The following is a 23181-nucleotide window of genomic DNA, read 5'->3' as shown; positions in this document are numbered from 1 at the left end:
TCTAAGTCTATCTTGTCCAATTCTCAATATCCTTTGCTAGATTTTTATCGGTGGCTATGTTTGCTTGAATCACTTGGTCAACTTGTCCCTTTAAGGTCGTAAAGGCTTCGGCCTTCGTGCCAGCATTTGTCTGACCAACCTCAAGCGTCGTCTGAGTCTCTGTCACAATGCTCTCATAAGTAGCCCCTTGGCTTGCAAATAGACTCACAACTTCATCGTAACTCAACTCTTGGTAAGCTGTAAAGTCAATCGCTTCCCATAAGCTTTTAGCTTTCTCGACACCTTCTTTGACAACTTGCTCAATATCATCAACGCCAGCTTGAGCGGCAGCAGCCATGCCTTGGGCAACGGCAGCACCTTGAATCGTATCTAGAAAAATCTGTTCCCTACTACTGTATCCACCTTTGGCTAATTGTTTGCTTTTAGCATTAATGCGAGCCATAACGGCAATCGTTTGAGCATAGGCACTGACGACTTTATCCGTCACAACTTTGCCATCCAAATCTTTTAGCTGACCATCCTTGGTAAATTGCCAATTTGTCAGCAAGTGATCTGGAATCGCATTCTTAATATTATCTTTGCCTTTTGTGACCTTAGGGTAAATAGCTGTTTTCGTCACATTGCCCATGACATTTCCGATGTCATCATGCTTATTGCGATAATTACGGAACTGCTCTGGATGTTCTTGCATATACTTGATTTCTTTGGCAGAAATCATCTTATGAATATCTGGACCATTGTAGCCGACATTGGCATAACCTTGTTTTAGCCCCACATACATGGCAAGTGACTGTCCTAAAGAGTGACCAGTCGTCGTGATAACAGCATTGGGATTTTTCCTTTTGACTTCTTTCTCAACTTGCTTGGCGAAGTCAAGTGCTGTTGAGAATTGAGAATCCGCAGTGACATTAAAGAACTTTAACTCATCGCTACCAAGACCAATGGATTGAATATCAGTTCCCATATCTTTGAAATCTTCACGATTGGTTCCTGCATAGGCAATCACAACCTCGCTGTAATCCGCCATACCATTTTTATCAACTGGTGCCACCGCCATAGCCTGCATGCCATTAAAAGTGTTGTCTTTGACTTTGAGGACTTGGAATTGACCTAATTGTGGATTTTTAGGATCAAATGGATAATGTGAGTCCGAAATCGGGTGGTATTGAACATCATCTCTTTTCTGTTCTACCCAATAAACTTGTTCAGCCAACCATTTATATTGTTCATCAGTTGCCATTATCAATCCTCCAAGTAAGAAATTTTTATATTATTGATATCTATTTTTTCATGTTTTTCTAATTGGTTACTTTTTGTAATTTTTTGAAAAATATCAATTGGCCCTAATAATAATTCTCCCTCTACGCTGTCAAAATCACTTAGACTATCTGCTGGTATTGTTGTTTCAAGAGATTCATTCTTATTCACACGAATTGATAGTAAATATATACCTGTACTAGTATTTTTTGATAGTTTTAAAAATTCCACCTCATGAACATCATATCCCCTTGCAATCCATCTCACCACATTATCTTGTTGCTCTTTTGTCAATGTTTCTTTTGTCATGCTACAACCTCCTAATAAACTCATCATTCCAATAACGAGAAATAAACTTGCTAAAACCTGCTTGATTTTCATAGACATACCTCCATCATGACAACCGCCATAGCCTGCATGCCGTTTTCAGTGTTGTCTTCTACTTTGAGGACTTGGAATTGACCTAATGATGGTTTATCATCTTTGTAGCTATATTTTCTTCCTTCTTCTGGATGATAGTCAACATCATTTCTACCTTTTTCAACCCAATAAGCTTGTTCTGCCACTCTATTATATTGTTCATCTGTAATTGACATACTACTGCTCCAAATAAGTTATTTTTACTTTCTCAAACTCCCTCTGAGAATGGTGTGAAGATAGATCACGTTTAAATTTATTGAAAATATCACCTGGACTTAAACTAATATCATCCGTAGAATTATTGAATCTATCTATCTCAGATACAGTGAGACCCGTTTTATACTTTCTATCACCATTTATGACAAATAACAGATGGTAGCTACCTGTTTTTTGATCTTTACTAAATTTTGTAAATTCAATTGAATGAATATCATATACTCTAACAATTCTTTTCACCACATTATCCTGTTGACGTTTTGTTAATGTTTCTTTTTCTTTCATACGACACCCTCCTATTAAAAAAACGATTAATATAATAACTAGACTTACTATTAAACTATTTTTCTTCATAATTCCTCCTTATATTATGCTATAAAACAACAATGATTATTGCCTTATAGTATAACACAAAGATTTTTACTTCAGGGGACTATATACCAGTTTACACCAGACACAACATACTTATCAACTGGTGCCACCGCCATGGCCTGCATGCCGTTTTCAGTGTTGTCTTCGGATTTTAGAATGATATACTTACCTACAGCTACTTCCTCTCCTTCTCTACGTGGAATTTTGAGCTTACTAGAATCAACTTTGTAAACATCATTAGCAATCTTATGATAATCTTGATCAGTTACCATCATTTCTCATATAAATAATTTGAATATCAGAAATCCTAGACTTCTCACCACTTTTTTTCATTTTTTCAAGGTAGTTCCCAGAATTACGAGATGAAAGTTCACTCACGTCTATTTCACCACCTAGTTTCCATAAAGTAAAATCAACAGTTATTTTATCGTTTATGATAGCATAGAAAGAATACGTTCCAGCAACTTCATCATAATCTATTTCTGTAAATTCAACCTTATCTATCTCCTCATAATTGGATACCAAATATTTAACCATCCTATCTTGTTCTCTTCTGTAATTTTGTTTTCTTTGCTTCTCTTGACTATTAAACATCAACACTCCTCCTATTATTAAACCTATCATTATAGTAACCAAACCTGCTATTAAGCTTTTCTTCATAAGTAATCTCCTTATATTATCCTATAAAACAATACTGCTTATTTATTATCTTATAGTCTAGCACAAAAGGTTTACTTAGCATTGTCCCTATTATTGTAACAACATTGGGATTTTTCGTTTTGACCTCTTTCTCAACTTGCTTGGCAAAGTCTAATGCTGTTGAGAATTGAGAATCCGCAGTGAGATTAAAGAACTTTAACTCATCGCTACCAAGACCAATGGATTGAATATCAGTTCCGAGATCTTTGAAATCTGCTCGATTGGTTCCTGCATAAGCAATCACGACCTCACTGTAATCCGCCTTACCATTTTTATCAACTGGTGCCACCGCCATGGCCTGCATGCCGTTGGAAGTGCTGTCTTTGACTTTGAGGACTTGGAATTGACCTAAGTTTTTATTTCTCCTGTCAAAATAATACGTTTTTTCTTTTATTTTGGTATACTGTCCATCATGTTTATTGTGACCAACAGTGTAAACATGATCGACTATCCATCTGTATTGTTTTTCTGTTACCATACTATTCTCCTAAGTATGTAATTTCTATATCACTAATATTTACAGGCTCGTCATTATCTAATGGATTTGATTTTTCTAAATCTATAAAATCTTCTATAGGATCCAAGCCAATATCTCCGTTTGAATCATCAAATTCTTTCAAGGATTCAACCTGTACAATACTAGTCTCTGTTTTATCATCTATTCTAAAGATTAAACTGTAAGTACCTGTAGTAGTGTTTTTCTCACAATTTAAAAACTTGACTTTATCTACATCATAACCACGTGCAATCCATCTCACTACATTATCCTGTTGACGCTTTGTTAATGTTCCCTTTTCTTTCAAACGGTATCCTCCTATTATTAAACCTAAAAATATAGTAACTAGACTTGCTATTAAGATTTTCTTCTTCATAATCATCCTCCTGAGGCCACTCTATAAAGCAATATTTATCCCTGCATAAGCAATCACAACTTCACTGTAACCCGCCTTACCATTTTTATCAACCGGTGCTACCGCCATGGCCTACATGCTGTTGTCAGTGTTATCTTTGACTTTGAGAACTTGGAATTGACCTAATTTATTATTTTTTCCATTAAAATAATATCTTTTTCCGTCATTGGGATGATAGTCAACATTATCTCTTCCCTCTTCAACCCAGTAGGATTGTTCTGCTAATCACCTATATTTTCCTCCGTAATTGACATACTACTCTCCTAAATATGTTATTTCAATTGTTTTCAAAATATTATCGGTATTGTTAATTGGCTTATCTCTTTCTATAAATTTGAAATCATCTATAGGGGACAAACCAATATTATCTAGTTTTTCATCAAATTCTGATATTTTTGAAACTGTAATACCTGTTTTATACTTTTCATGATCATTTATAATAAATAGCAGATGATAGCTACCTGTTTTTGAATCTCTATTGATTTTTGTAAATTTGATTGATTTTATATCGTAGTTTCTTGCTATTCCTCTAACCACATTATCCTGTTGACGTTTTGTTAATGTTTCTTTTTCTTTCATACGACACCCTCCTATTAAAAAAACGATTAATATAATAACTAGACTTACTATTAAACTATTTTTCTTCATAATTCCTCCTTATATTATGCTATAAAACAACAATGATTATTGCCTTATAGTATAACACAAAGATTTTTACTTCAGGGGACTATATACCAGTTTACACCAGACACAACATACTTATCAATTGGTGCCACCGCCATGGCCTGCATGCCGTTGTCAGTGTTGTCTTCGGATTTTAGGATGACATACTGATCCTCCAAAATTGTATCACCTGTTACATACGGCATATCAGCTTTTTTCTATCAACCGAATATACTGAATCTGCAATACCATTATAATCTTTTTCACTAATCATCCTTTGGCTCCTCGAAATAAACAATTTCCACATTTGAATTTTGCTTTGTGAGTTCCATATTCTGCTTTTCTAATCTATTGCCTCGACTCAATTCAGTATGAGTGACCGAATGGGTAATCTCTCCACCAAAACCTTTTTCCGAAAAAGCAACGTAGAGATTATCATTAATAATAATTTCAAAATTCCAATAACCGGTTTTTAAATTTTCTTCTATACTGGTAAATTCTACTTTATTTATATTTTTGTAGTTATTAGAAATATGCTCAACAATTCTATTCTGTTCTCTTTTGTAACTCTGTTTACTTTCATTCTCTTGTCTATTAAACATCAGTATTCCTCCTATTATTAAACCTGTAAATATTATCACTAAACTCACTATTAAACTATTCTTCCTCATAATCACCCTCCTGAGGCCATTCTATAAAGCAATATTTAGCCCCGCATAGGCAATCACGACCTCACTGTAATCCACCTCACCATTTTTATCAACTGGTGCCACCGCCATGGCCTGCATGCCGTTGTCAGGGTTGTCTTTAGAATGAATGACGATATATTTATCATTACCAACGATACTTCCTTTTTTTACAATCTCATCTGATTTACTATTCTCGACATTGTAAACATCGTCAGCTAAATTATTATAATCTTGTTCAGTTACCACAGCGTCACTCCTCTAAATAATCAATAACAATACCATATAATTTTGTATTGCTCTTTTTATCATCAATTTTTCTGAACTCAGTTCCCATATAACTTCCACTTCTTAACTCACCTCCGATTTTCGATTCTTTAAATGAAATCTGATACTCATTATTTACTAACAACACTATCCTCCAATAGCCCGTCATATTATTTTTTTCAAACTCAGTAAATTCTATTTTTTTAATCTTATCCCCATTAGTAAGCTCGTAATTATTGATAAAATAGAGCGCTATACGTTCTTCCTCATCACGGTACTCATTTTCCCATTCACCTGTAAAAATGTTTTTTCTCATAAAAAATAATCCTCCTGTAATAATTAAAATAATTGCAATTAACCAAATTAACCGCTTCTTCATTATTGGCCTCCATTTATAGTTTTATTAAATTAACAAAACACTTATTAACTTAAGCAAGACTACAAACCTCACGTACTATGTCACAACAAGTCGCCTTACCATTTTTATCAACCGGTGCTACCGCCATGGCCTGCAAGCCATTAGAAGGGTTGTCTTTGACTTTGAGGACTTGGAATTGACCTAATGATGGTTTTTCTGGGTCAAAATAATATGTTTTTTCTGCCTCTGGGTGATACCTAACATCCGATCTATTTTCTTCGATCCAGTATGATTGTTCTGCCAACCAATTATATTCTTCTTCTGTAATTAACATACTAATGCTCCAAATAAGTTATTTTTACTTTCTCAAATTCCCTCTGAGAATGGTGTGAAGATAGGTCACGTTTAAATTTATTAAAAATATCAATTGGGCTTAAACTAATGTCATCCGTAGAATTATTGAATCTATCTATCTCAGATACAGTGAGACCCGTTTTATACTTTCTATCACCATTTATGACAAACAACAGATGGTAGCTACCTGTTTTTTGATCTTTACTAAATTTTGTAAATTCAATTGAATGAATATCATATACTCTAATAATTCTTTTCACCACATTATCCTGTTGACGCTTTGTTAATGTTTCTTTTTCTTTCATACGACATCCTCCTATTAAAAAAACTATTAATATAATAACTAGACTTACTATTAAACTATTTTTCTTCATAATTCCTCCTTATATGATGCTATAAAACAACAATGATTATTGCCTTATAGTATAACACAAAGATTTTTACTCAGAACTGTTCCTATAATTGATGGCAATATTTACGTTTCTTTCCAACTTAATCCAAGCAAAATACTTTTACAAACATTGACTTTCTATCGTTAATCTCTTACAATATAGAGCAAGAAAGGAGTGGTACCTATGATGAAACATAATGGACATAACAATGAGGCAGGTTTTGTAGCATTATTATCTCAGAAACAACTCCAAGACAAATTAAGCTCTTGGTTGGAAAACTAAGACTACAAATCTGATTATTGTTATTAATTTTTCCGTTCGACTTAAGTTTTCTTGGTTTTCCTAGAAAGAACTTATGACCTTAAAACATTATCTTCTTTCTGCAAAGAAAGAAAATCTCACATTACTTTTCTGGCTTCTTGTCGATACAGGTTGCCTTCTTTTGCATGGACTTTTGTCCTCACAAGCTGTTACTGACCTTGTAGCTCTCAATTTAAATCAATTCCTACTCAATTGTGCGTTTATTTTAGCTAATAGTTTCATTTGGATGATTCAGATTCGTCAAGTAACTACCGCTAGAGAAAAGGCTATTCAAACGATGAATACAAACATTCGCAAAGATATTAGCCAAACCTTAGCAGACTGTCACTATCAAACATTCCATCAAAAAGATACAGCTACCTATACGTCTTGGATGACCAATGATATTCAGACTATTCAAGATTTTGGATTTGAAACACTAGAACTGATGATCAGCCAAGTCCTTAATGTTATCGGGGCAGCTGCAACGCTTACTCTTTACCATCCATCATTCTTAGTTAGCCTTCTTCTTTTAACAGCTTTGATGGGAATTATTCCAAAATTATTTTCAGTAAAACTGGCAGAAAAAACCAACGATTTTTCAGCTAAGAATGAAGCATTGACCAAAACAATAACCGATGTTTTAAATGGTTACGATATTCTCAAAAATGCCGGTAAAAGTAATCATATGTCCAACAAAATTGAAAAAGCTTCCTTGCTAGTCAAAATGTCTAAAATAACATATGCACGTCTTTTTGGCACTATGATGGCGAGTCAAAATGCAACTAGCTTTTTTAGCCAACTGACGGTACTAACGCAAGCTGGCCTTCTCTTTTATTGGCATCTTATTCCAATTGGTTTAGTTGCTCAAGCTCAGTATTTTGCATCCATTACCTTTGCAGGTTTAACCGGATTCTTCGCTAATTATTCAGAATTGAAAACAACAGCTGCGATTTTTAGTAAGTTCGACCTTTTGAGAACTCCTCCTAGCAAGAATAAATGTTCTACATTTGTTTCTGATTTTTATTTAAAAAATATTTCTTTTCAGTATGGAAAGAATAAAATCATTCAAAATTTTTCCTTAAGTTTCAAAAAAGGGGAGAAAATTTCCCTCACATCACCTTCTGGAAAGGGAAAATCAACTCTTTTAAAACTATTAGCAAGTCAACTTTATCCACAAACCGGTGATATCTTTGTTGATGGTCAAACCGTCAATAATTTACCACTAGACCAAATTGTTGAACTTGTTCCTCACCATGTACATCTATTTGATGACAGTTTACGTTTTAACCTTACATTTGGAGAACCAATTCCCGACGTTGTTCTTTATCGGACGTTGAAAGATTTCCAACTCGATGAATTTATCAATGATGATTTAGACCGCCCTTTGATAAAAGAAGGCAGTGATTTATCCGGTGGTCAAAAACAACGAATTGCACTTGCCAGAGCTCACCTCCAAAATAAACCTATTCTACTCCTTGATGAAGCAACATCAGCTATTGATGTCAATCGCGCACAAAAAGTTCTAGACTTTCTTTTACAACAACCAGATAAAACCATTATTTATGCAACGCACCACTTAAATCAATCAGATGAGCAAAAATTCAATCAAACTTTGCAATTTCAATCTTTCATCAATAACTCCTCTATTCAGTAACTTCATAACTAAAGCATTAGTAGTTGAAATAGCTAATTCGAGGTACAGAAAAAGACAAGCGATTTAATGCTTGTCTTTTTCTGTATATTACACTCTTTTTAGAAAATGAATATTTCTTATTAAAGTGAGTTAGGATCAACTTTGATACCAACACCTTGAGTTGTTGTAAGTGTCAAGTTTGTGATGTAAGTACCTTTAGCTGTTGATGGTTTTGCTTTAACGATAACATCGTTAAGAGCTTTAAAGTTTTCAACCAATTTCTCATCTTCAAATGATACTTTACCGATAAGAGCTTGAACGTTACCAGCTTTATCAGCACGGTAAGTGATTTTACCACCTTTAGACTCTTCAACGGCTTTAGCAACATCCATAGTTACGGTACCAGTTTTAGGGTTTGGCATAAGGTTACGAGGTCCAAGGACACGTCCAAGACGACCTACAACTGCCATCATATCAGGTGTAGCAATAACAACATCAAAGTCTAACCAACCACCTTGGATTTTTTGAACAAGGTCGTCTTCACCAACGAAGTCAGCACCAGCTGCTTTAGCTTCTTCTGCTTTAGCACCACGTGCGAAAACAAGAACGCGAGAAGTTTTACCAGTTCCAGCAGGCAATACCATTGCACCACGGATTTGTTGGTCAGCTTTCTTAACGTCGATGTTAAGGTTGTATGATACTTCTACAGTTGCATCAAATTTTGCGAAGTTTGTTGATTTAGCAAGCACTACAGCTTCTTCAACGCTGTAAGCTTTTGTGCTGTCGATTTTTTCAAGCGCAGCACGCATTTGTTTACTTTTTTTAGCCATTATAAAATTTCTCCTTGTAATGTGGTAATAGCGATTTTCATCTCCCACGTCACTCATCGAAATAGACGATGAAGTTTAGCGGGTCCAGGGTCTCTTACTGATTAGTCAGTAACAGTGAATCCCATAGAACGAGCAGTACCTTCGATCATACGCATAGCAGACTCAACTGATGCTGCATTCAAATCTGGCATTTTAGTTTCAGCAATTTCTTGTACTTGTGCACGAGTAACTGATGCAACTTTCGTTTTGTTTGGCTCACCAGAACCTTTTTCAACACCTGCAGCTTTTTTCAAAAGAACAGCAGCTGGTGGTGTTTTAGTAACGAAATCAAATGATTTGTCTTCGTATACTGAGATAACAACAGGGATGATCATACCAGCTTGATCTGCTGTACGAGCGTTAAACTCTTTAGTGAATCCCATGATGTTGATACCTGCTTGACCAAGTGCTGGTCCAACTGGTGGAGCTGGTGTCGCTTTACCGGCAGGAATTTGAAGTTTTACAATGTTTTCGACTTTCTTAGCCATGAATAAAATCCTCCTATTGTGGTTTTGGCGGTAATTAAAAATTTTTACCTCCCACAAGCATGCATTAGCATACCTTTCTATTATACTTATTCTGAAATAAATTTCAAGTTTTTTATGCTTTTTTCTTAAAATGATTTACTTTGAGCCGGATAATGGTTACAATAAACTTATGTCAATATTCATGTTTAAGGTGCTCAGTGCGAGTCTACTCATTCTAACCCCAATCTTCACTTATATTATTTGCAAATTTTTCAAGCTAGGACGGCTTGGGATTAAATTTCCGGATATCACCGTTCCCCTATATATCCTTGAAATCATAGTAGCTAGCTCACAATTTTTCAAACATAGCTTCATTTACTACTACCTAATCGCTATTTCTATCCTTGCCATTGTCGTTGCTTGTTGGCAATTCCTAAAAAACAAAACCTTTACTTATAAAAGATGGTTCAAGTTTTTTTGGCGCCTCAACTTCTTCCTCACTTTTTTCTTTTTTCTAGCGACTATTCTACTCATTTTCAATTTACCATCTTAATATCGTAAAAGAGTCTGGGACAAAAAGATTTCTCAGCTATAAAAATAGAGATTCACTTTTGGTGAGTCTCTATTTTTTAGTTTCATGCAACTTTCTTATTAAACTTGAGGAGGTTATTGGCCATGAGGACCAATCCCATATCAATTTTGACTTTCCGTTTTCCTCTCAGGTTACAACGTTTATAACCCAAACAAGCCTTTATCTGACCAAAAACAGGTTCCACATCAATCTTGCGTTTCGCAAAGATGTGACTGCCTTCATCAGATAAAAGCGATTGTCTTTCTTTTTCTTTTAACTCCAGGTACCTCTTGTTGATATAGAGACATTTTTGAGGAGCTAGCTCTGGTTCTTCTGCTTGATAAATGGTTATTTCTTGTTTAAAACCTGTCTCCGTCTTTCGAACTTGTTTCTTCGTGAAATGATAAATCCAGTCGTCAGGATGTATATAAGTATCCGTTTTGGCATCATAAGACCAATTCTTCAGATTTTTATCAGAGTGGTGATAACTTCTTTTTTGTTCCTTATCAAAGAGGCCGTATTTAATCAGGTGATCAACTCCCATCTCATCTAAGCTCAGAAGATTCTCTTCACTTCCATATCCTGCATCAGCGACAATCCTTTTCAGCTCATGAGGGTAGGAATCTAAAAAAGGGAGTAAGGTTCTCGTATCTGTTGGATTTGGAAAAACATCGTAGTGAAGAACAAATTGATTTTCGGTAGCGATTTGGAGGTTGTAACCGGGTTTGAGTTGACCTTTTTTCATGTGGTCCTCTTTCATTCTCATGAAAGTGGCATCGGTATCTGTTTTTGAAAAGCTGTTTCGCCCTTCAAATGTCATCTGATAGTTCTCATATTTCTCTGTCCGTACCGCAAAATCATTTTTCACTTTCTTTAGGACTTTCTTAAGTTGACGTCGCTTAGTTTTACGGTTGTCTGGTCCTTTGACTGGGCTTTCCTCAATATTCTGACTCAAATGAGAAAGTTCTTCTTCTAGTACTTGAGCGAAATTCATTAACTGTTCTGAAGTAATATCTTCCTGTTCATCTCGCTCAATGGCTTGATGAATAAGAGGCCATATTTCTTCTTGAAAATAGACTTGCATCTTTTCTTGGAGAGTGACAGAAAATTTATCAACAGCTTTCTTCCAAACGAAGCTATACTTGTTGGCATTGGCTTCAATCTTAGTACCATCAATATAAAGGCAATCTAATGTCACCAATTTTTCCAATTTTAATTGGACACTAAGATCAATAAAGAGTTGCCTTATGAGTTCTTCTATCCCATCAGAGACACGAAAGCGATTAATGGTACGGTAACTGACAACTAGCTGCCCTGTCAAATAGTGCATACCTAGATTTTCTACCATCAATTTTTCAATCTTTCGACCAGAGAAGACCCCTTGAGTGTAGGCAAAAAGAAGGGCAGATAGAAGTAACTTGGGATGATAAGAAGGTCGACCAAAGTCATGATAAAAGGTTTGAAAGTGATATTCTTCTAGTGAGTTAACCACTTTTTCAATAGTAAAGACAATATGATCTGGTGGTAAGACACAAGCAATTTCTAATGGTAAAGTTGTTTGATTTGTGTTATAGTGAATATGCATGAGATAGCCTTTCTAAAGTGTTTTTTTGTCAATTCTATTTTATCAAGACTATCGCAAGCATGCAAAAAGCAACGACAAAAATCGTTGCTTTTTTTATGGAGTCAACTGACTTTTGTCCCAGACTCTTTTATTCATGAATCTCTAAAGGTAGACCATCAGGGTCGAAAAAGAAGGCCATCTTTTTACCATCAAAGTCATCCCAACGCAAAGGTTCATGTGGGATACCTAGACGGTCAAATTCTGCTAAACAAGCTTCCACATCAGAAACTCTAAAGGCTAGATGGCGAAGTCCTTGGTGTTCTGGTTGCGGAAGAGTCGGTCTAGCTGGCGCATCTGGCTTAATAAAAATTTCTAAAACGAGATTGCCTTTTCTAACATTGAATAAAATGTCATTTTTCTCAGGGCGAATATGCTCATCCAATTGTTCAAAGCCTAGTAAGTCACAATAGAAATGACGAGTTTTATCATAGTCGCTACCAATGATGGCAAGATGATGAATAGACTCAAAATTCATGATTTCTCCTTTTTATTGAGGGGGTTGAAGCACTTTTCTTGGCTTAGTTCCTTCCGCTGGTCCGATAACACCAGCTTCTTCTAGTTCCTCCATGAGGCGAGTCGCGCGGTTGAATCCGACCGAGAGACGGCGTTGAATCATTGAAGCACTGGCTTTCTGCGTTTCAAGCACTAAAGCTTTCGCCTCTTCAAAGAGTGGATCTCCTTCAGAAGCTCCGCCACCACCAGAACCTGCCATATCTGCTTCAGTGACCTCACCCGGATCAAATGACTCATCGTATTCAGCCTCTGCCTGATCCTTGATAAAGGTTACGATGCGTTCCACATCATCATCAGAAATAAAGGAACCTTGCAGACGAACAGGGTGGTTTTCATCAATTGGCTTGAAGAGCATGTCACCACGTCCCAATAATTTCTCTGCGCCATTTTCGTCTAAGATCGTACGGCTATCCGTACCAGATGATACCGCAAAGGCTACACGAGAAGGAACATTGGCTTTGATCAAACCAGAGATAACATCAACGGATGGACGTTGCGTTGCTAAAATCATGTGAATGCCGGCTGCACGCGCTTTTTGACCCAGACGAATAATGGCATCTTCCACTTCCTTGCTGGCAACCATCATCAAGTCAGCTAGCTCGTCAACGATGACAACAATCAAAGGTAGTGGGATATGCTTCTCTTCTGACGTCGCATTCCAAGCCTCTACTTTGGCATTATAACCAGCAATATTTCGAACACCGAACTTGCTAAAGAGTTCATAGCGATTTTCCATTTCGTCAACAACCTTTTGTAGGGCTTTGCTAGCCTTACGAGGATTGGTCACAACGGGAATGAGGAGATGAGGGATATCATTGTAAACAGACAACTCAACCATTTTAGGATCGACCATAAGGAATTTAACCTGGTCCGGACGAGCCTTCATCAAAATACTAGAAATAATCCCATTAACAGCGACGGATTTACCGGAACCAGTTGATCCCGCTACAAGGAGATGGGGCATCTTGGAAAGATCGAAACTACGGGCAGTACCATTAACAGCCTTACCGAGTGGAATCTCCAAGAGGTTTTCAGGTTTGGCACTGGATTGTTCCCAAAGCTCACGGAAGGAAACTGTCGCAATTTCTGAGTTAGGAACCTCAATACCGACCAAGGATTTTCCAGGGATAGGCGCTTCGATACGGACGTCCTTAGCTGCCAAAGCGAGTGCTAAATCATCTGCCAAGTTAGAAATACGGTTAACACGCACACCGACAGCTGGTTTAACCTCGTACTTGGTAACAGATGGGCCGATCTCTGCTCGCTCTACCTTGACATCAATATTGAAACTCTTAAAGGTATCTTCTAGGATTTTAATATTTTGACGAACAATGTTTTTCTCTTTAGCCTGACTCTTAGGTTTATCAGCTGCAAACAGGTCGATACCAGGTAATTTATAGTTGAGATGTTGTTTTGGTGTAAAATCGACAACTACTTGTGGATCGGGATCATTATCCAAATCATCCAAATCAATGGCTTCAGTCGGAATCTCCATTGCTTGATTTTCCTGCTCATAGGCATCCATTGGTGGATTCTCAAATAAACTCTCATCAAAACTCGGCACGTCAGTCGTTTCTTCTTCTGGCGCGTAGCCGATAATCTCAATATTGCGTTCTGATGTTTCTTCAGAAAATTGCTCCTCTTTAAAAGGATTGTCTTCAAGGATTTCGCCTGTCTCTAGATCAACATTAAGTGATGCTAAACGCTCAGCTTCTGCTTTTTCAGCTGCCTCTTGTTCTTTTTTCTCCAAGGCTAACTGTCGTTTTTCTTCGCGACGGGCAAAACGTTCTTGCTTATTAATCTCATGCTTAGCCATCCATTCGTCACGTTTTTGGCGAAGAAATTCTAACAAATCATAAAGATCCCATGAACTAATAATGAAAATACCAATAGCGATAATCAAAAAACCAATAAAGAAAGAACCAATATTCGTGAATAAGAAGGCAGTCGGTTTGTACAAGAGGGCACCAAACATACCGCCTCCGAGGAACTGTGTCACACTAAAATGACTAAGATCTCTATAAATGAGACGAGAGGTTGATTTGAAAACTTCCTGTCCTTGTAAGAAGGGTTGGGTATAAAGGTAAGCATGCCATTCTAATAAGAAACCAACAAAGAGGGTAACAATCCCTGTCATAACCCCTTCATGTCTTTGGAACCATCTAAAGCCAAAGAGACTCAGAAAGATTAAAAGAATTGCTGGGTAAGCTAAACTTCCCACAAAAAAACGAATGACGTTATAAACAGTAACACCAAAGACGCCCAATCGAATAACGCCAAAGAGAAGAATAATAGCGACTAAAAAGCTAATAATCATGCGTCTAATAGCCGCTTGTTTTGCGATTTCCGCCTTGCTAGGACGACGCTTTTTCCTAGCCTTGGCTTTTGTTTTTGTTCTTGTTTTTGCCATGACACCATTATAGCATATTTAAAAAAGGCTGAGATAAAAATCCCAACCCCATTTTTTAGGCTTGTTATGAAGATGACATACAGTCGTTACCTTTACCAATTGTGCTCATCAACATTATCTTTTGTCACAAGGAAGATTGGTGAAACAGTTTCTTTGTCTACTTTTTTTCCTTGGTAGTGGTCAATGGCAGCTTGGATAGCAATTTCTCCCATTTTAGCTGGTTGCTGCGCGATAGTCGCTGACATGGCTCCTTTTTTGATGGATTCATGAGCATCTGGTTGACCATCAATCCCAACAATCAAGACATTGTCAAGTCCAGCTGCTTTGGCTGCTTGAGCTGCTCCCATAGCCATTTCATCATTTTGTGCAAAGATAGCTTGAACATCCTTATGACCTTGAATCATATTTTGCGCCGTATTCAATGCTTTGGCACGGTCAAAGTTTGCAGATTGACTTGATAAAATATCAAGTTGGTCTTTAGCCACTTTATTAAAGCCATCGCCACGGTCTACAGTCGCTGAGGCACCGGGGACACCTGACAATTCAAAAGTTTTTGCATCTTTCCCCAATTCTTTGATGATGTAATCAGCTGCCATTTTTCCAGCTTCAACATTATCTGATGCAACGGTTGTCAAGACATCACCGCCGTTGCTACCACGGTCAATCAAAATAACTGGAATATCTGCTGAATTAGCTGCTTTGATAGCTGGTACGATAGCATCTGAATCAACAGGATTAATCAAAATCGCATCGACATTTTGGCTAACAAAGTTTTGCACATCATCTGCTTGTCTTGCCGCATCATCTTGTGCGTCCGCTACTTTTACCTTAACACCTTTATCTTTAGCATATTTATCGATACCTTCTTTCATGGCTACGAAATAAGGATTATTTGTGGTTGAAATAGATACCCCTAAATTTAAATCTTTAGCTTCTTTTTTAGTAACTTCTTTATCTGAGTTGCTTGAGCCATTATCCAAACCTGTTTTACCACAGGCAGCTAAGATGATAAGAAGGCTTAAAACAAGCAGTACACGACCAAACTGTTTCATAATTTTCATGATAAACTCCTTTACTGATTGGCTACTTTCAAGCGATCCAGTAGCACGGCGATGAGAATAACAATACCTTTAACAACTTGTTGCCAGAAGGCTGAGACACCGATGATATTAAGACCATTATTGAGAACTCCGATAATAAGAGCACCAATTAAGGTTCCGATAATCCGACCTTTACCTCCTGACAAAGAAGTTCCCCCAAGAACAACAGCGGCGATAGCGTCCATCTCATAGCTAGCTCCCGCAGTTGGTTGAGCTGAACTTAATCGAGAAGTGATGATCAAACCGGATACGGCTGCCATCATTCCTGAAATAGTATAGATAATCATTTTTACTTTATTTAATTTAACACCTGAGATATACGCTGCTTTTTCATTACCTCCTATAGCGTATACAGATTTCCCAAATGCTGTTTTATGAAGTAACACATATAAGAAAATAAAGACAAGGAACATCAAGATAACTGGGAACGGTATTCCAACAATATAACCTTGTCCAAGAAATTGGAAAAGAAAGCTATCACTAAGACCAGCTGTAATAGGATTACCGTTTGTATAGACCAAGGTAGCCCCTCTAAAAATAGTCATTGTAGCCAGTGTCACGATAAAGGGTGCCAATTTCCCAAAAGAAATCAAGAAACCATTTAACAGCCCAAATAAGCCACCCAAGAGTAGTGCCAATAAAATAGCCAATGGTACTGGAACGCCACTACCGATAAAACCTGCTGATATGGCACTAGAAAGAGCCAATATCGATCCAACTGATAAATCAATCCCACCTGTTAAGATAACAAAAGTCATCCCAAAGGCAATAAACCCATTAGCTGTTACTTGTAAGAGTAAATTGAGTAAATTGTTGGTGGTTAAAAAATTGGGATTGAGCATTGTGATCACAACCATCAATGCCGCCAAGGCAATCAGAGTTGTTAATTCTGAGACATATTTCATTACTTGTTTCACACTATTGTCCTCCTGTCGCAAGCTGCATGACTAATTCTTGGTTAGCTTCTGATTGGCTAAGCTCTCCGCTGATACGCCCTTCATGCATAACGATAATACGATCGCTTACACCTAATATTTCTGGAAGGTCTGATGATACCATGATGATGGGAACACCTCTTTCTGCTAATTCATTCATCAATTGATAAATTTCTCGTTTAGCCCCAACATCGACACCCCGCGTTGGTTCGTCTAAAATCAATATTTTGGGAGCAATACCAATCCATTTAGCAAGGACTACTTTTTGTTGGTTACCTCCCGATAGATTGCCAACAGGCAATTTTGGTGTTCCAGACTTGACTCGTAACCGTTCTATTAACTGATTGACAAATTCTGTACTAGTCTTATCATCAAAAAAGCCGTGTTTACTGAAATCTCTAGTACTTGGCAAGGTCATATTATCCTTAATCGAAAAATCCAGAATTAACCCTTCATCCTTTCGGTTTTCAGTCAAGAATCCAATCCCCTTTTTAATAGCTTGAACAGGATTGGCAAGCGAAACTTCCTGACCCTCTATCTTTATCTGACCAGATTTTAAGGTATCAATGCCAAAAATAGCTCGCATGACTTCGGTTCGCCCAGCTCCCATCAATCCTGAAAAACCAAGAATTTCACCTTTTCTGACCTGAAAGGAAACATCTTCAAAGTCATTACCAGTCAAATGACTAACTTCAAAAGCAACCTCTCCAATCTTAGCTGTTTTATCAGGATAATAGTCTTCTAATTCTCGACCCACCATTTTTTTAACCAACTCATCTGAAGTTGTTTCATTGGTTGGTGTCGTGTCAACCACTAAGCCATCGCGCATAACCGTGATTAGGTCCGTTATTCTAAAAATTTCTTCCATACGATGGGAAATATAAACAATCCCAACCCCTTGTGCTTTCAAACTATTGATGATTGAAAAGAGGCTCTCTGTCTCTCGGTCAGTCAGAGCTGCCGTCGGTTCGTCCATAATAAGGATGGAAACTTCTGATAACAAAGATTTAGCGATTTCAATCATTTGCTGTTGACCAACGGAAAGTTTTCCAATCTCAGCATTCAAGGGAATAGAGACCCCTAAACGCTCAAATGCCTGATTAGCTTTTTCTTTCATAGCTTTTTGGTTTAGTAGACCAAAACTATTTTTGATTTCCCGTCCTAGAAATAAGTTTTCCAAGACCGTCATATCTGACCAGGTATTCATCTCTTGATGGATAAAGCTAATACCAAATTCCTCTGCTTCTTGCGGATTGGCAAAAGCCATTTCTTTTCCGTCAATAGTAATCGTGCCTTTCGTTGCTGGAAACAAACCCGTTAAAATATTCATCAAGGTTGATTTACCAGCACCATTTTCTCCCATAAGAGCATGAACCTGTCCAGACTGTAAATCTAAGTCAATTTTTTCAAGAACTTTATTATTTCCAAATGATTTTGAAATGTTTCTCATTTCAATTTTCATGCCTTCACCTCGCTATAGAGTCACACCAGACTGCAGAATAATATTAGAATAAGGCGTATCTTCACCTGTTCGAACCACTGCTTTGACATGCTTATTAAGAGCTTTTAATTCTTCGTGACTAACGTAAACAACGTCAACACTAGCGTCTAATTTTTTTAATATCTGCTCTAACTGATTAGGATTTTCAGTCTTAATTTCCTCAGCTAAAATCACTTTTTCAACTAATATATTGTCTAGATAGTTATCTAGGACATCTTGAAAACTCGGTAAACCGTGTTTTAGAGCGAGATCGATTTTGCTAACACCATCAGGAACAGGCAAGCCTAAATCACCAATACAAACGCGATCTGTATGGCCTAAATCAGCTGCCATTTTAGCCAAATTACTATTCAACAGCCCATGTTTCTTCATAATAACCACTCTCTTTCATTTCTTTTAAATAAGGCATGCCACCCTGTGCTCCAAATCCCTGAACGGATAAGTGTGATGCTAAGGTTCCAAAAGCTACAGCGTCTTTAAAGGACATTCCTTTTGAAAGGGCGTAGCCAAATGCACCATTAAAGGTATCACCAGCTCCTGTTGTGTCGACAACTTCTGCTTTAATAGCAGGCACTTTTTGAATTTCCTTACCGTCAAAGAAAATAGAGCCCTTTGTTCCCAAAGTTACTAGGAGTTTATTAGGATAGTGCTTGATAACGTCTTCTATCTCTTGATTAGGAAATAGTTCTTTAATCTCATGTTCATTAGGGGTAAAAACATCTACGAAGTCTAACATGTCAACATCTGTATCTCGCGACGGTGCTGGATTATAGAGAACCTTAACACCATTTTGGTGACAAAATTGCGCGATAGCTAAATTGCTTGAATGACTGATCTCATTTTGTAAAACAACTAAATCAGCGCTTTTGATAATATCCCATTCACTGTCAAAATGACTGGCATCTACTTCTCCGTTGGCTCCCGGACAATAGATAATGCGATTATCATCATCGTAAAGTGTAATTTGCGCAACACCTGTTGAATATGGTATCGTTCCCACATTTTCGGAAATAACCTGATTTTGATTTAAATTGTCTAGAAGGCTAGGTCCAAACTGATCCTGTCCTACAGCTCCCAACATTTCAATATGATCGTCTTTAGAACTCAGACGACCAATGGCCACCGCCTGGTTAGCGCCTTTGCCACCAGGTACCATGGAGAACTGTTTTCCAAAAACGGTCTCGCCTGCTTCTGCAATGCGATCTGTTTCCATGACCAAGTCCATGGAGATACTGCCAATAATAACGATTTTACTCATATGTCCTCCTTAAGGTTTCTCTTTCAATGTATCTGACTGGTAACTGCACTCTTTTTTCTTCTACCGGTAACTGATTGGCAATTTTATAAATTAATTCAGCTGCTTCTTGTCCAAGCCTATACGAAGACTGATGAATCGTTGATAAGGATGGGTAAATAAATCGACTCATCAAGATATCATCATAGCCAATAATCTGAATATCTTCAGGTATCTTTTTCCCACGCGATAATATCTCATGAATATAAGCTATCGCATGGACATCAGAAGGCGCCATAATACTATCACAATCAGGGTTTTGATCTAGCATGTTCTCAGCTTCTTTTTGAATGGCATCAAAGTCGAAAGATTGACTGTCGGATATAGCTGTCGGTATCTGTTTGTCTTTCAAATAACCAAGTCCCGCTTCAAATCTCTGATTGATACTCTGCGCACCATCAGAAGGTCCTCTAACCAACAACACCTTGCTAGTGCCCGCTTGAACAATTTTCTCAGCAGCTAAACGACCACCTGCTCGATTATCTGAGAAGACACCGTACTCTGTTTCTTGATCAACCCTATCGACAACAACTACTGGAATATCCAGATCAGGATGTGTCTTTGTAAAATCATGCGTTGTGATAATGCCTGCCGCCTTGGTTTGGAGTAAAACTTTTAAATAATCTTCATCTAGCACTTCTCCTTCACCAATATTTCCCAACATAACGCGGTAGCCACGTTCTTTTAAAAACTCTTCAGCACCCCTAGCAAGACGGGGGAAAAATGGATTTGAAATATCTGGCAGTAACAAACCGACTAGTTGATTGCGTTGTGATTTTAAGGATTGCGCTAAAACATTAGGGCTGTAATTTAAGCTCTCAATAGCCTTTTTTATCTTTTTTTGAGCATCCTGTCCCACATAACCTTTTTGAGAAATATAACGAGATACTGTTGATTTTGATACACCAGCTTCTTCTGCAACTTCTTTTATCGTAACCACAGAAAACCTCCTTTTTCAATTATGGAACCGTTCTCATATTTTATATTGTAATCGCTTACTTTGTTTTTGTCAATCACTTTTTTAAATAAAAAGAAGCTTAATTGCATCAAAAATATTCGTAAAAGTGATCTCCAACCCATTTCATAAGAAAATTCAGCCACTTCTTTTCATAAAAAAATATCCCATATCACGTTTTTCAAATAACATGATATGGGACATTTTACTCATTTATAAGGTTCTTCGCTCAGCCCCTTAGTTTAGTTTTAAGACGTTTTTTTCAAGTAGTCAATCGCATCCTGAACATTCTTGACTGGAATAATTTTCATGTCCGTCTTGATACGCTTAGCAGCTTCTTTGGCTTCCTGATAATTGGTTTTAGCATCTGGGTGTTCTTTCAAATAAGATTTTGGGAGGGGATTGTTTGGAACAAAGAAAATCTCAGCCTTATCTTTAGCTGCTGAAACAACCTTCTTATCCGCACCACCAATATCACCGACTGAACCGTCTTTTTCAATCGTTCCAGTACCTGCAATCATACGTCCTTTTCTCAAATCTTCTTCATTGATTTGATCTAGAATATCCAAGGTAAACATAAGACCTGCACTCGGTCCACCAACATTGCCTGTTGAAAAATGAACTGGCGTTTTTGTTTCAACTTCGGTATGATCTACGAGTCCTATTCCAATCCCATTTTTGCCATTATCTAGCTTAATGATTTTACCAGAAGCTTCTTTTTCTTTGCCATCAGATAAATATTGTACGGTCACCTTATCCCCAATCTTTTGTTTGGCAACGTAATCAATAAGTTCCTTAGAACTTTCAAAGGTTTTACCATTAACACCGGTAACAGTATCTGCTAAACCTAGAATTCCTTTAAAAGTAGAGTGCTTAGCAACATCCAAAACATAAACACCGAAGTATTTTAAGTCTACAGGTTTGTCAGCTAATTTAAAAGCTTGGTAGATCGCTTCATTTTGTGACGTTTCCATATAAAACTGATTGAGGCGAATGTACTCCTCTTCGGTATAATTTCCCAAACTTTCCTTAGAAGTTGAAATATCGGTAAAAGGAGTTGCCCAAGCATAAAGTAAAGCGACCGGGGTTGCCTGCATTTGAGAAATCGCGACAAAATTATAAGAACCTTTAGCTGTATCTTCTTTGTCATCAACTTCTAAAACATCACGAATATCATAGGCTCCCCCAGGCATTTCAATGTAATAAGGCAGTGGGAGAAAGAAGGCAACAGCCAGTAATATAGCTGTTCCAATTCCCAGTAACCACCATTTTAAAGGGGAATTCTTTTTAGGGTTTTCCTCAATGACTTTAAATTCTTGTTTGTTCACGCTTTTTCTCCACTTCTTTAACAACAGATTCAGGAACAAAATCCGAGATATCTGCTTTAAAATAAATCAATTCCCGGATACGACTGGAGCTAACTTCTTGCCATTGATTAGCTGACATGAGGTAAATGGTATCAATACTAGCGTTCAAATGTTTATTGAAAAATTCCAAATTAGCCTCATAGGTCAAGTCGTTGCCATTACGTAATCCTCTCACTAAATGAGTCACATTAAGCTTGGCTGCAACATCGACTGCAAGGCTATGATTAGCCGTAATAACCGACACATTTTCAAGTTCAGCCACCGCTTTTTCAAGCATGTGTCGTCTCTGGTCAATGTTAAACAGCCCTTCTTTTTCTTTATTGTAAAAAATCCCAACATAGAGTTGGTCAAACAGTTGACTAGCACGCGCAATCAAATCCACATGCCCTAAGGTTACCGGATCAAAAGACCCTGTAAATAAGCCAATTTTCTTATCTGACATATACCGTCACCTTACTAATTCCGTAAATTTTTTGTTTCCAAATACCAAAGGCTGAGATTTCTTCTGGCAATGCTACCATCTTGTCAGTCTCACAAACAATCATCACATCCTCAGTTAGTAACCCTCTAGCCTCCAACTCTGTTACAACATTAACAATTTGCTCCTTAGCATAGGGCGGGTCTAAGAGAACCAAGTCAAATTGTCCTGATAGCTGACTCAGAGCTTTTTTATCATCCATCTTCAACAATTGAAATTGTTTTTCTGACTTGGTCATTTTGATATTTGCTTGGATAATAGCTTGTGCTGAACGATCTTTTTCAACTAAGACAGCATAATCCATACCGCGTGAAACTGCCTCAATAGCCAGACTCCCGCTTCCAGAATACAGATCAAGCACCCGACCACCATCAAAAAAGGGACCAATCATATTAAACATAGCCCCTTTAACTTTATCAGTTGTGGGACGGGTCGTTTTACCTACTAACGTCTTTAAGGGACGTCCTCCAAATGTACCTGCTACTACTCTCATAATGTTTTCTATTATAGCAAAATTCTTTAAGATAATTCTTCTAAAAAATGCTATAATAATTTTTAAATTTTTG

General features: G+C 37.3%; 30 protein-coding genes. 2 read left to right on the top strand and 28 right to left on the bottom strand.

Translation table 11 applies throughout. The annotated features are described in order from the left end of the window. Positions 1-7 precede the first annotated feature (7 nt). The 14 genes from C0J00_RS02535 to C0J00_RS02465 all read right to left on the bottom strand — a co-directional run bounded on the left by C0J00_RS02535 (position 8) and on the right by C0J00_RS02465 (position 6508). Positions 8-1240 (bottom strand): alpha/beta hydrolase family protein, encoded by a 1233-nt coding sequence (locus C0J00_RS02535; RefSeq protein WP_104967416.1) that lies wholly within the window; start codon positions 1238-1240, stop codon positions 8-10. 2 nt (positions 1241-1242) lie between these two features. After that, positions 1243-1638 carry a hypothetical protein gene (locus C0J00_RS02530; protein WP_233995859.1) on the bottom strand — a complete coding sequence of 132 codons (396 nt, stop codon included), beginning with the start codon at positions 1636-1638 and terminating at the stop codon, positions 1243-1245. Further along, positions 1635-1853 (bottom strand): hypothetical protein, encoded by a 219-nt coding sequence (locus tag C0J00_RS02525; protein WP_104967415.1) that lies wholly within the window; start codon positions 1851-1853, stop codon positions 1635-1637. The genes C0J00_RS02530 and C0J00_RS02525 overlap by 4 nt, the downstream gene beginning before the upstream one ends. 1 nt (position 1854) lies before the next feature. Then, positions 1855-2178 (bottom strand): hypothetical protein, encoded by a 324-nt coding sequence (locus C0J00_RS02520; protein WP_158667302.1) that lies wholly within the window; start codon positions 2176-2178, stop codon positions 1855-1857. Between the two features lie 140 nt (positions 2179-2318). After that, positions 2319-2537, bottom strand: a complete 219-nt coding sequence (locus tag C0J00_RS02515; protein ID WP_104967413.1) for a hypothetical protein — start codon at positions 2535-2537, stop codon at positions 2319-2321. Further along, the gene (locus C0J00_RS02510; RefSeq protein ID WP_104967412.1) at positions 2527-2925 is read right to left on the bottom strand and encodes a hypothetical protein; all 399 of its coding nucleotides are present in this window, start codon (positions 2923-2925) and stop codon (positions 2527-2529) included. Before C0J00_RS02510 ends, C0J00_RS02515 begins: the two co-directional genes overlap by 11 nt. Before the next feature lie 16 nt (positions 2926-2941). Further along, on the bottom strand, positions 2942-3442 hold the full coding sequence (locus C0J00_RS02505; RefSeq protein WP_104967411.1) for a hypothetical protein: 501 nt from the start codon (positions 3440-3442) through the stop codon (positions 2942-2944). A 1-nt stretch (position 3443) separates the two neighbouring features. Beyond that, entirely contained in the window at positions 3444-3836 is a 393-nt protein-coding gene (locus C0J00_RS02500) for a hypothetical protein (RefSeq protein WP_233995858.1), read from the bottom strand. 294 nt (positions 3837-4130) lie between these two features. After that, entirely contained in the window at positions 4131-4454 is a 324-nt protein-coding gene (locus C0J00_RS02495) for a hypothetical protein (protein WP_039827329.1), read from the bottom strand. A 350-nt stretch (positions 4455-4804) separates the two neighbouring features. Next, on the bottom strand, positions 4805-5209 hold the full coding sequence (locus C0J00_RS02485; RefSeq protein ID WP_104967410.1) for a DUF1433 domain-containing protein: 405 nt from the start codon (positions 5207-5209) through the stop codon (positions 4805-4807). A gap of 21 nt (positions 5210-5230) precedes the next feature. Beyond that, positions 5231-5473 (bottom strand): hypothetical protein, encoded by a 243-nt coding sequence (locus C0J00_RS02480; RefSeq protein ID WP_104967409.1) that lies wholly within the window; start codon positions 5471-5473, stop codon positions 5231-5233. A 4-nt stretch (positions 5474-5477) separates the two neighbouring features. Beyond that, complete coding sequence (locus C0J00_RS02475) at positions 5478-5870, bottom strand: hypothetical protein (protein ID WP_104967408.1); 393 nt, start codon at positions 5868-5870, stop codon at positions 5478-5480. 49 nt (positions 5871-5919) lie between these two features. Next, entirely contained in the window at positions 5920-6183 is a 264-nt protein-coding gene (locus C0J00_RS10515; RefSeq protein ID WP_233995857.1) for a hypothetical protein, read from the bottom strand. Between the two features lies 1 nt (position 6184). Continuing rightward, complete coding sequence (locus C0J00_RS02465; protein ID WP_158667301.1) at positions 6185-6508, bottom strand: hypothetical protein; 324 nt, start codon at positions 6506-6508, stop codon at positions 6185-6187. Positions 6509-6950: 442 nt separating this feature from the next. Here C0J00_RS02465 and C0J00_RS02460 point away from each other — a divergent pair, with 442 nt between their 5' ends. Continuing rightward, the gene (locus tag C0J00_RS02460) at positions 6951-8552 is read left to right on the top strand and encodes an ATP-binding cassette domain-containing protein (RefSeq protein WP_104967406.1); all 1602 of its coding nucleotides are present in this window, start codon (positions 6951-6953) and stop codon (positions 8550-8552) included. Positions 8553-8671: 119 nt separating this feature from the next. Here the strand turns inward: C0J00_RS02460 and rplA are convergent, their stop codons facing one another. Further along, entirely contained in the window at positions 8672-9361 is a 690-nt protein-coding gene (rplA, locus tag C0J00_RS02455; RefSeq protein WP_017770022.1) for a 50S ribosomal protein L1, read from the bottom strand. 101 nt (positions 9362-9462) lie between these two features. Continuing rightward, positions 9463-9888, bottom strand: coding sequence for a 50S ribosomal protein L11 (gene rplK / locus C0J00_RS02450; protein WP_018380860.1), 426 nt, complete (start codon positions 9886-9888; stop codon positions 9463-9465). 130 nt (positions 9889-10018) lie between these two features. Between rplK and C0J00_RS02445 the strand changes: the two genes are divergently transcribed. Continuing rightward, positions 10019-10420: a DUF3397 domain-containing protein gene (locus C0J00_RS02445; RefSeq protein ID WP_306293911.1), complete on the top strand. Its 402-nt coding sequence runs from the start codon at positions 10019-10021 to the stop codon at positions 10418-10420. Positions 10421-10502: 82 nt separating this feature from the next. Here C0J00_RS02445 and C0J00_RS02440 read toward each other — a convergent pair whose 3' ends face one another. The 12 genes from C0J00_RS02440 to rsmD form a co-directional block, all read right to left on the bottom strand. Continuing rightward, a complete protein-coding gene (locus tag C0J00_RS02440; protein ID WP_104967157.1) occupies positions 10503-12023 on the bottom strand; it encodes an IS1182 family transposase in 1521 nt (506 codons plus the stop codon). A 127-nt stretch (positions 12024-12150) separates the two neighbouring features. Continuing rightward, positions 12151-12537, bottom strand: coding sequence for an SMU1112c/YaeR family gloxylase I-like metalloprotein (gene gloA2, locus C0J00_RS02435; protein ID WP_104967405.1), 387 nt, complete (start codon positions 12535-12537; stop codon positions 12151-12153). A 12-nt stretch (positions 12538-12549) separates the two neighbouring features. Continuing rightward, a complete protein-coding gene (locus C0J00_RS02430; RefSeq protein WP_104967404.1) occupies positions 12550-14985 on the bottom strand; it encodes a DNA translocase FtsK in 2436 nt (811 codons plus the stop codon). Positions 14986-15077: 92 nt separating this feature from the next. Next, entirely contained in the window at positions 15078-16046 is a 969-nt protein-coding gene (locus C0J00_RS02425; protein ID WP_104967403.1) for a substrate-binding domain-containing protein, read from the bottom strand. A gap of 11 nt (positions 16047-16057) precedes the next feature. Then, entirely contained in the window at positions 16058-17002 is a 945-nt protein-coding gene (locus C0J00_RS02420; protein ID WP_160543729.1) for an ABC transporter permease subunit, read from the bottom strand. 1 nt (position 17003) lies between these two features. Further along, positions 17004-18482 carry a sugar ABC transporter ATP-binding protein gene (locus C0J00_RS02415; protein WP_104967402.1) on the bottom strand — a complete coding sequence of 493 codons (1479 nt, stop codon included), beginning with the start codon at positions 18480-18482 and terminating at the stop codon, positions 17004-17006. 12 nt (positions 18483-18494) lie between these two features. Next, positions 18495-18893, bottom strand: coding sequence for a D-ribose pyranase (rbsD, locus tag C0J00_RS02410; protein WP_104967401.1), 399 nt, complete (start codon positions 18891-18893; stop codon positions 18495-18497). Then, positions 18868-19779, bottom strand: coding sequence for a ribokinase (gene rbsK / locus C0J00_RS02405; protein ID WP_104967400.1), 912 nt, complete (start codon positions 19777-19779; stop codon positions 18868-18870). The genes rbsD and rbsK overlap by 26 nt, the downstream gene beginning before the upstream one ends. Beyond that, positions 19772-20755, bottom strand: a complete 984-nt coding sequence (locus C0J00_RS02400; RefSeq protein WP_104967399.1) for a LacI family DNA-binding transcriptional regulator — start codon at positions 20753-20755, stop codon at positions 19772-19774. The genes rbsK and C0J00_RS02400 overlap by 8 nt, the downstream gene beginning before the upstream one ends. 263 nt (positions 20756-21018) lie before the next feature. Further along, a complete protein-coding gene (locus tag C0J00_RS02395; protein WP_324761706.1) occupies positions 21019-22098 on the bottom strand; it encodes a SepM family pheromone-processing serine protease in 1080 nt (359 codons plus the stop codon). Continuing rightward, positions 22079-22579, bottom strand: a complete 501-nt coding sequence (coaD, locus tag C0J00_RS02390; protein WP_104967398.1) for a pantetheine-phosphate adenylyltransferase — start codon at positions 22577-22579, stop codon at positions 22079-22081. Before coaD ends, C0J00_RS02395 begins: the two co-directional genes overlap by 20 nt. Next, on the bottom strand, positions 22569-23108 hold the full coding sequence (gene rsmD, locus C0J00_RS02385; protein WP_104967397.1) for a 16S rRNA (guanine(966)-N(2))-methyltransferase RsmD: 540 nt from the start codon (positions 23106-23108) through the stop codon (positions 22569-22571). Before rsmD ends, coaD begins: the two co-directional genes overlap by 11 nt. Between the last annotated feature and the right edge of the window lie 73 nt (positions 23109-23181).

Origin of the sequence: Streptococcus pluranimalium, from assembly GCF_002953735.1 — a bacterium.
In the GTDB taxonomy this organism is placed as follows: Bacteria; Bacillota; Bacilli; order Lactobacillales; family Streptococcaceae; genus Streptococcus; species Streptococcus pluranimalium.
This window is presented reverse-complemented; position numbering and strand designations above follow the sequence as displayed.

Excerpts from the sequence above, each read along its gene's own strand:
- C0J00_RS02515 (WP_104967413.1), bottom strand. The coding sequence starts at position 2,537 with ATGGTAACTGATCAAGATTATCATAAGATTGCTAATGATGTTTACAAA.
- rplK (WP_018380860.1), bottom strand. The coding sequence starts at position 9,888 with ATGGCTAAGAAAGTCGAAAACATTGTAAAACTTCAAATTCCTGCCGGT.
- C0J00_RS02505 (WP_104967411.1), bottom strand. The coding sequence starts at position 3,442 with ATGGTAACAGAAAAACAATACAGATGGATAGTCGATCATGTTTACACT.
- C0J00_RS02525 (WP_104967415.1), bottom strand. The coding sequence starts at position 1,853 with ATGTCAATTACAGATGAACAATATAATAGAGTGGCAGAACAAGCTTAT.
- C0J00_RS02495 (WP_039827329.1), bottom strand. The coding sequence starts at position 4,454 with ATGAAAGAAAAAGAAACATTAACAAAACGTCAACAGGATAATGTGGTT.
- C0J00_RS02485 (WP_104967410.1), bottom strand. The coding sequence starts at position 5,209 with ATGAGGAAGAATAGTTTAATAGTGAGTTTAGTGATAATATTTACAGGT.
- coaD (WP_104967398.1), bottom strand. The coding sequence starts at position 22,579 with ATGTCAGATAAGAAAATTGGCTTATTTACAGGGTCTTTTGATCCGGTA.
- C0J00_RS02430 (WP_104967404.1), bottom strand. The coding sequence starts at position 14,985 with ATGGCAAAAACAAGAACAAAAACAAAAGCCAAGGCTAGGAAAAAGCGT.
- C0J00_RS02460 (WP_104967406.1), top strand. The coding sequence starts at position 6,951 with ATGACCTTAAAACATTATCTTCTTTCTGCAAAGAAAGAAAATCTCACA.
- rbsK (WP_104967400.1), bottom strand. The coding sequence starts at position 19,779 with ATGAGTAAAATCGTTATTATTGGCAGTATCTCCATGGACTTGGTCATG.
- C0J00_RS02530 (WP_233995859.1), bottom strand. The coding sequence starts at position 1,638 with ATGAAAATCAAGCAGGTTTTAGCAAGTTTATTTCTCGTTATTGGAATG.
- C0J00_RS02465 (WP_158667301.1), bottom strand. The coding sequence starts at position 6,508 with ATGAAAGAAAAAGAAACATTAACAAAGCGTCAACAGGATAATGTGGTG.
- C0J00_RS02520 (WP_158667302.1), bottom strand. The coding sequence starts at position 2,178 with ATGAAAGAAAAAGAAACATTAACAAAACGTCAACAGGATAATGTGGTG.
- C0J00_RS02500 (WP_233995858.1), bottom strand. The coding sequence starts at position 3,836 with ATGAAGAAGAAAATCTTAATAGCAAGTCTAGTTACTATATTTTTAGGT.
- C0J00_RS10515 (WP_233995857.1), bottom strand. The coding sequence starts at position 6,183 with ATGTTAATTACAGAAGAAGAATATAATTGGTTGGCAGAACAATCATAC.
- C0J00_RS02510 (WP_104967412.1), bottom strand. The coding sequence starts at position 2,925 with ATGAAGAAAAGCTTAATAGCAGGTTTGGTTACTATAATGATAGGTTTA.
- C0J00_RS02475 (WP_104967408.1), bottom strand. The coding sequence starts at position 5,870 with ATGAAGAAGCGGTTAATTTGGTTAATTGCAATTATTTTAATTATTACA.
- C0J00_RS02415 (WP_104967402.1), bottom strand. The coding sequence starts at position 18,482 with ATGAAAATTGAAATGAGAAACATTTCAAAATCATTTGGAAATAATAAA.
- C0J00_RS02445 (WP_306293911.1), top strand. The coding sequence starts at position 10,019 with ATGATTTACTTTGAGCCGGATAATGGTTACAATAAACTTATGTCAATA.
- C0J00_RS02440 (WP_104967157.1), bottom strand. The coding sequence starts at position 12,023 with ATGCATATTCACTATAACACAAATCAAACAACTTTACCATTAGAAATT.
- C0J00_RS02535 (WP_104967416.1), bottom strand. The coding sequence starts at position 1,240 with ATGGCAACTGATGAACAATATAAATGGTTGGCTGAACAAGTTTATTGG.
- gloA2 (WP_104967405.1), bottom strand. The coding sequence starts at position 12,537 with ATGAATTTTGAGTCTATTCATCATCTTGCCATCATTGGTAGCGACTAT.
- rbsD (WP_104967401.1), bottom strand. The coding sequence starts at position 18,893 with ATGAAGAAACATGGGCTGTTGAATAGTAATTTGGCTAAAATGGCAGCT.
- rplA (WP_017770022.1), bottom strand. The coding sequence starts at position 9,361 with ATGGCTAAAAAAAGTAAACAAATGCGTGCTGCGCTTGAAAAAATCGAC.
- C0J00_RS02425 (WP_104967403.1), bottom strand. The coding sequence starts at position 16,046 with ATGAAAATTATGAAACAGTTTGGTCGTGTACTGCTTGTTTTAAGCCTT.
- rsmD (WP_104967397.1), bottom strand. The coding sequence starts at position 23,108 with ATGAGAGTAGTAGCAGGTACATTTGGAGGACGTCCCTTAAAGACGTTA.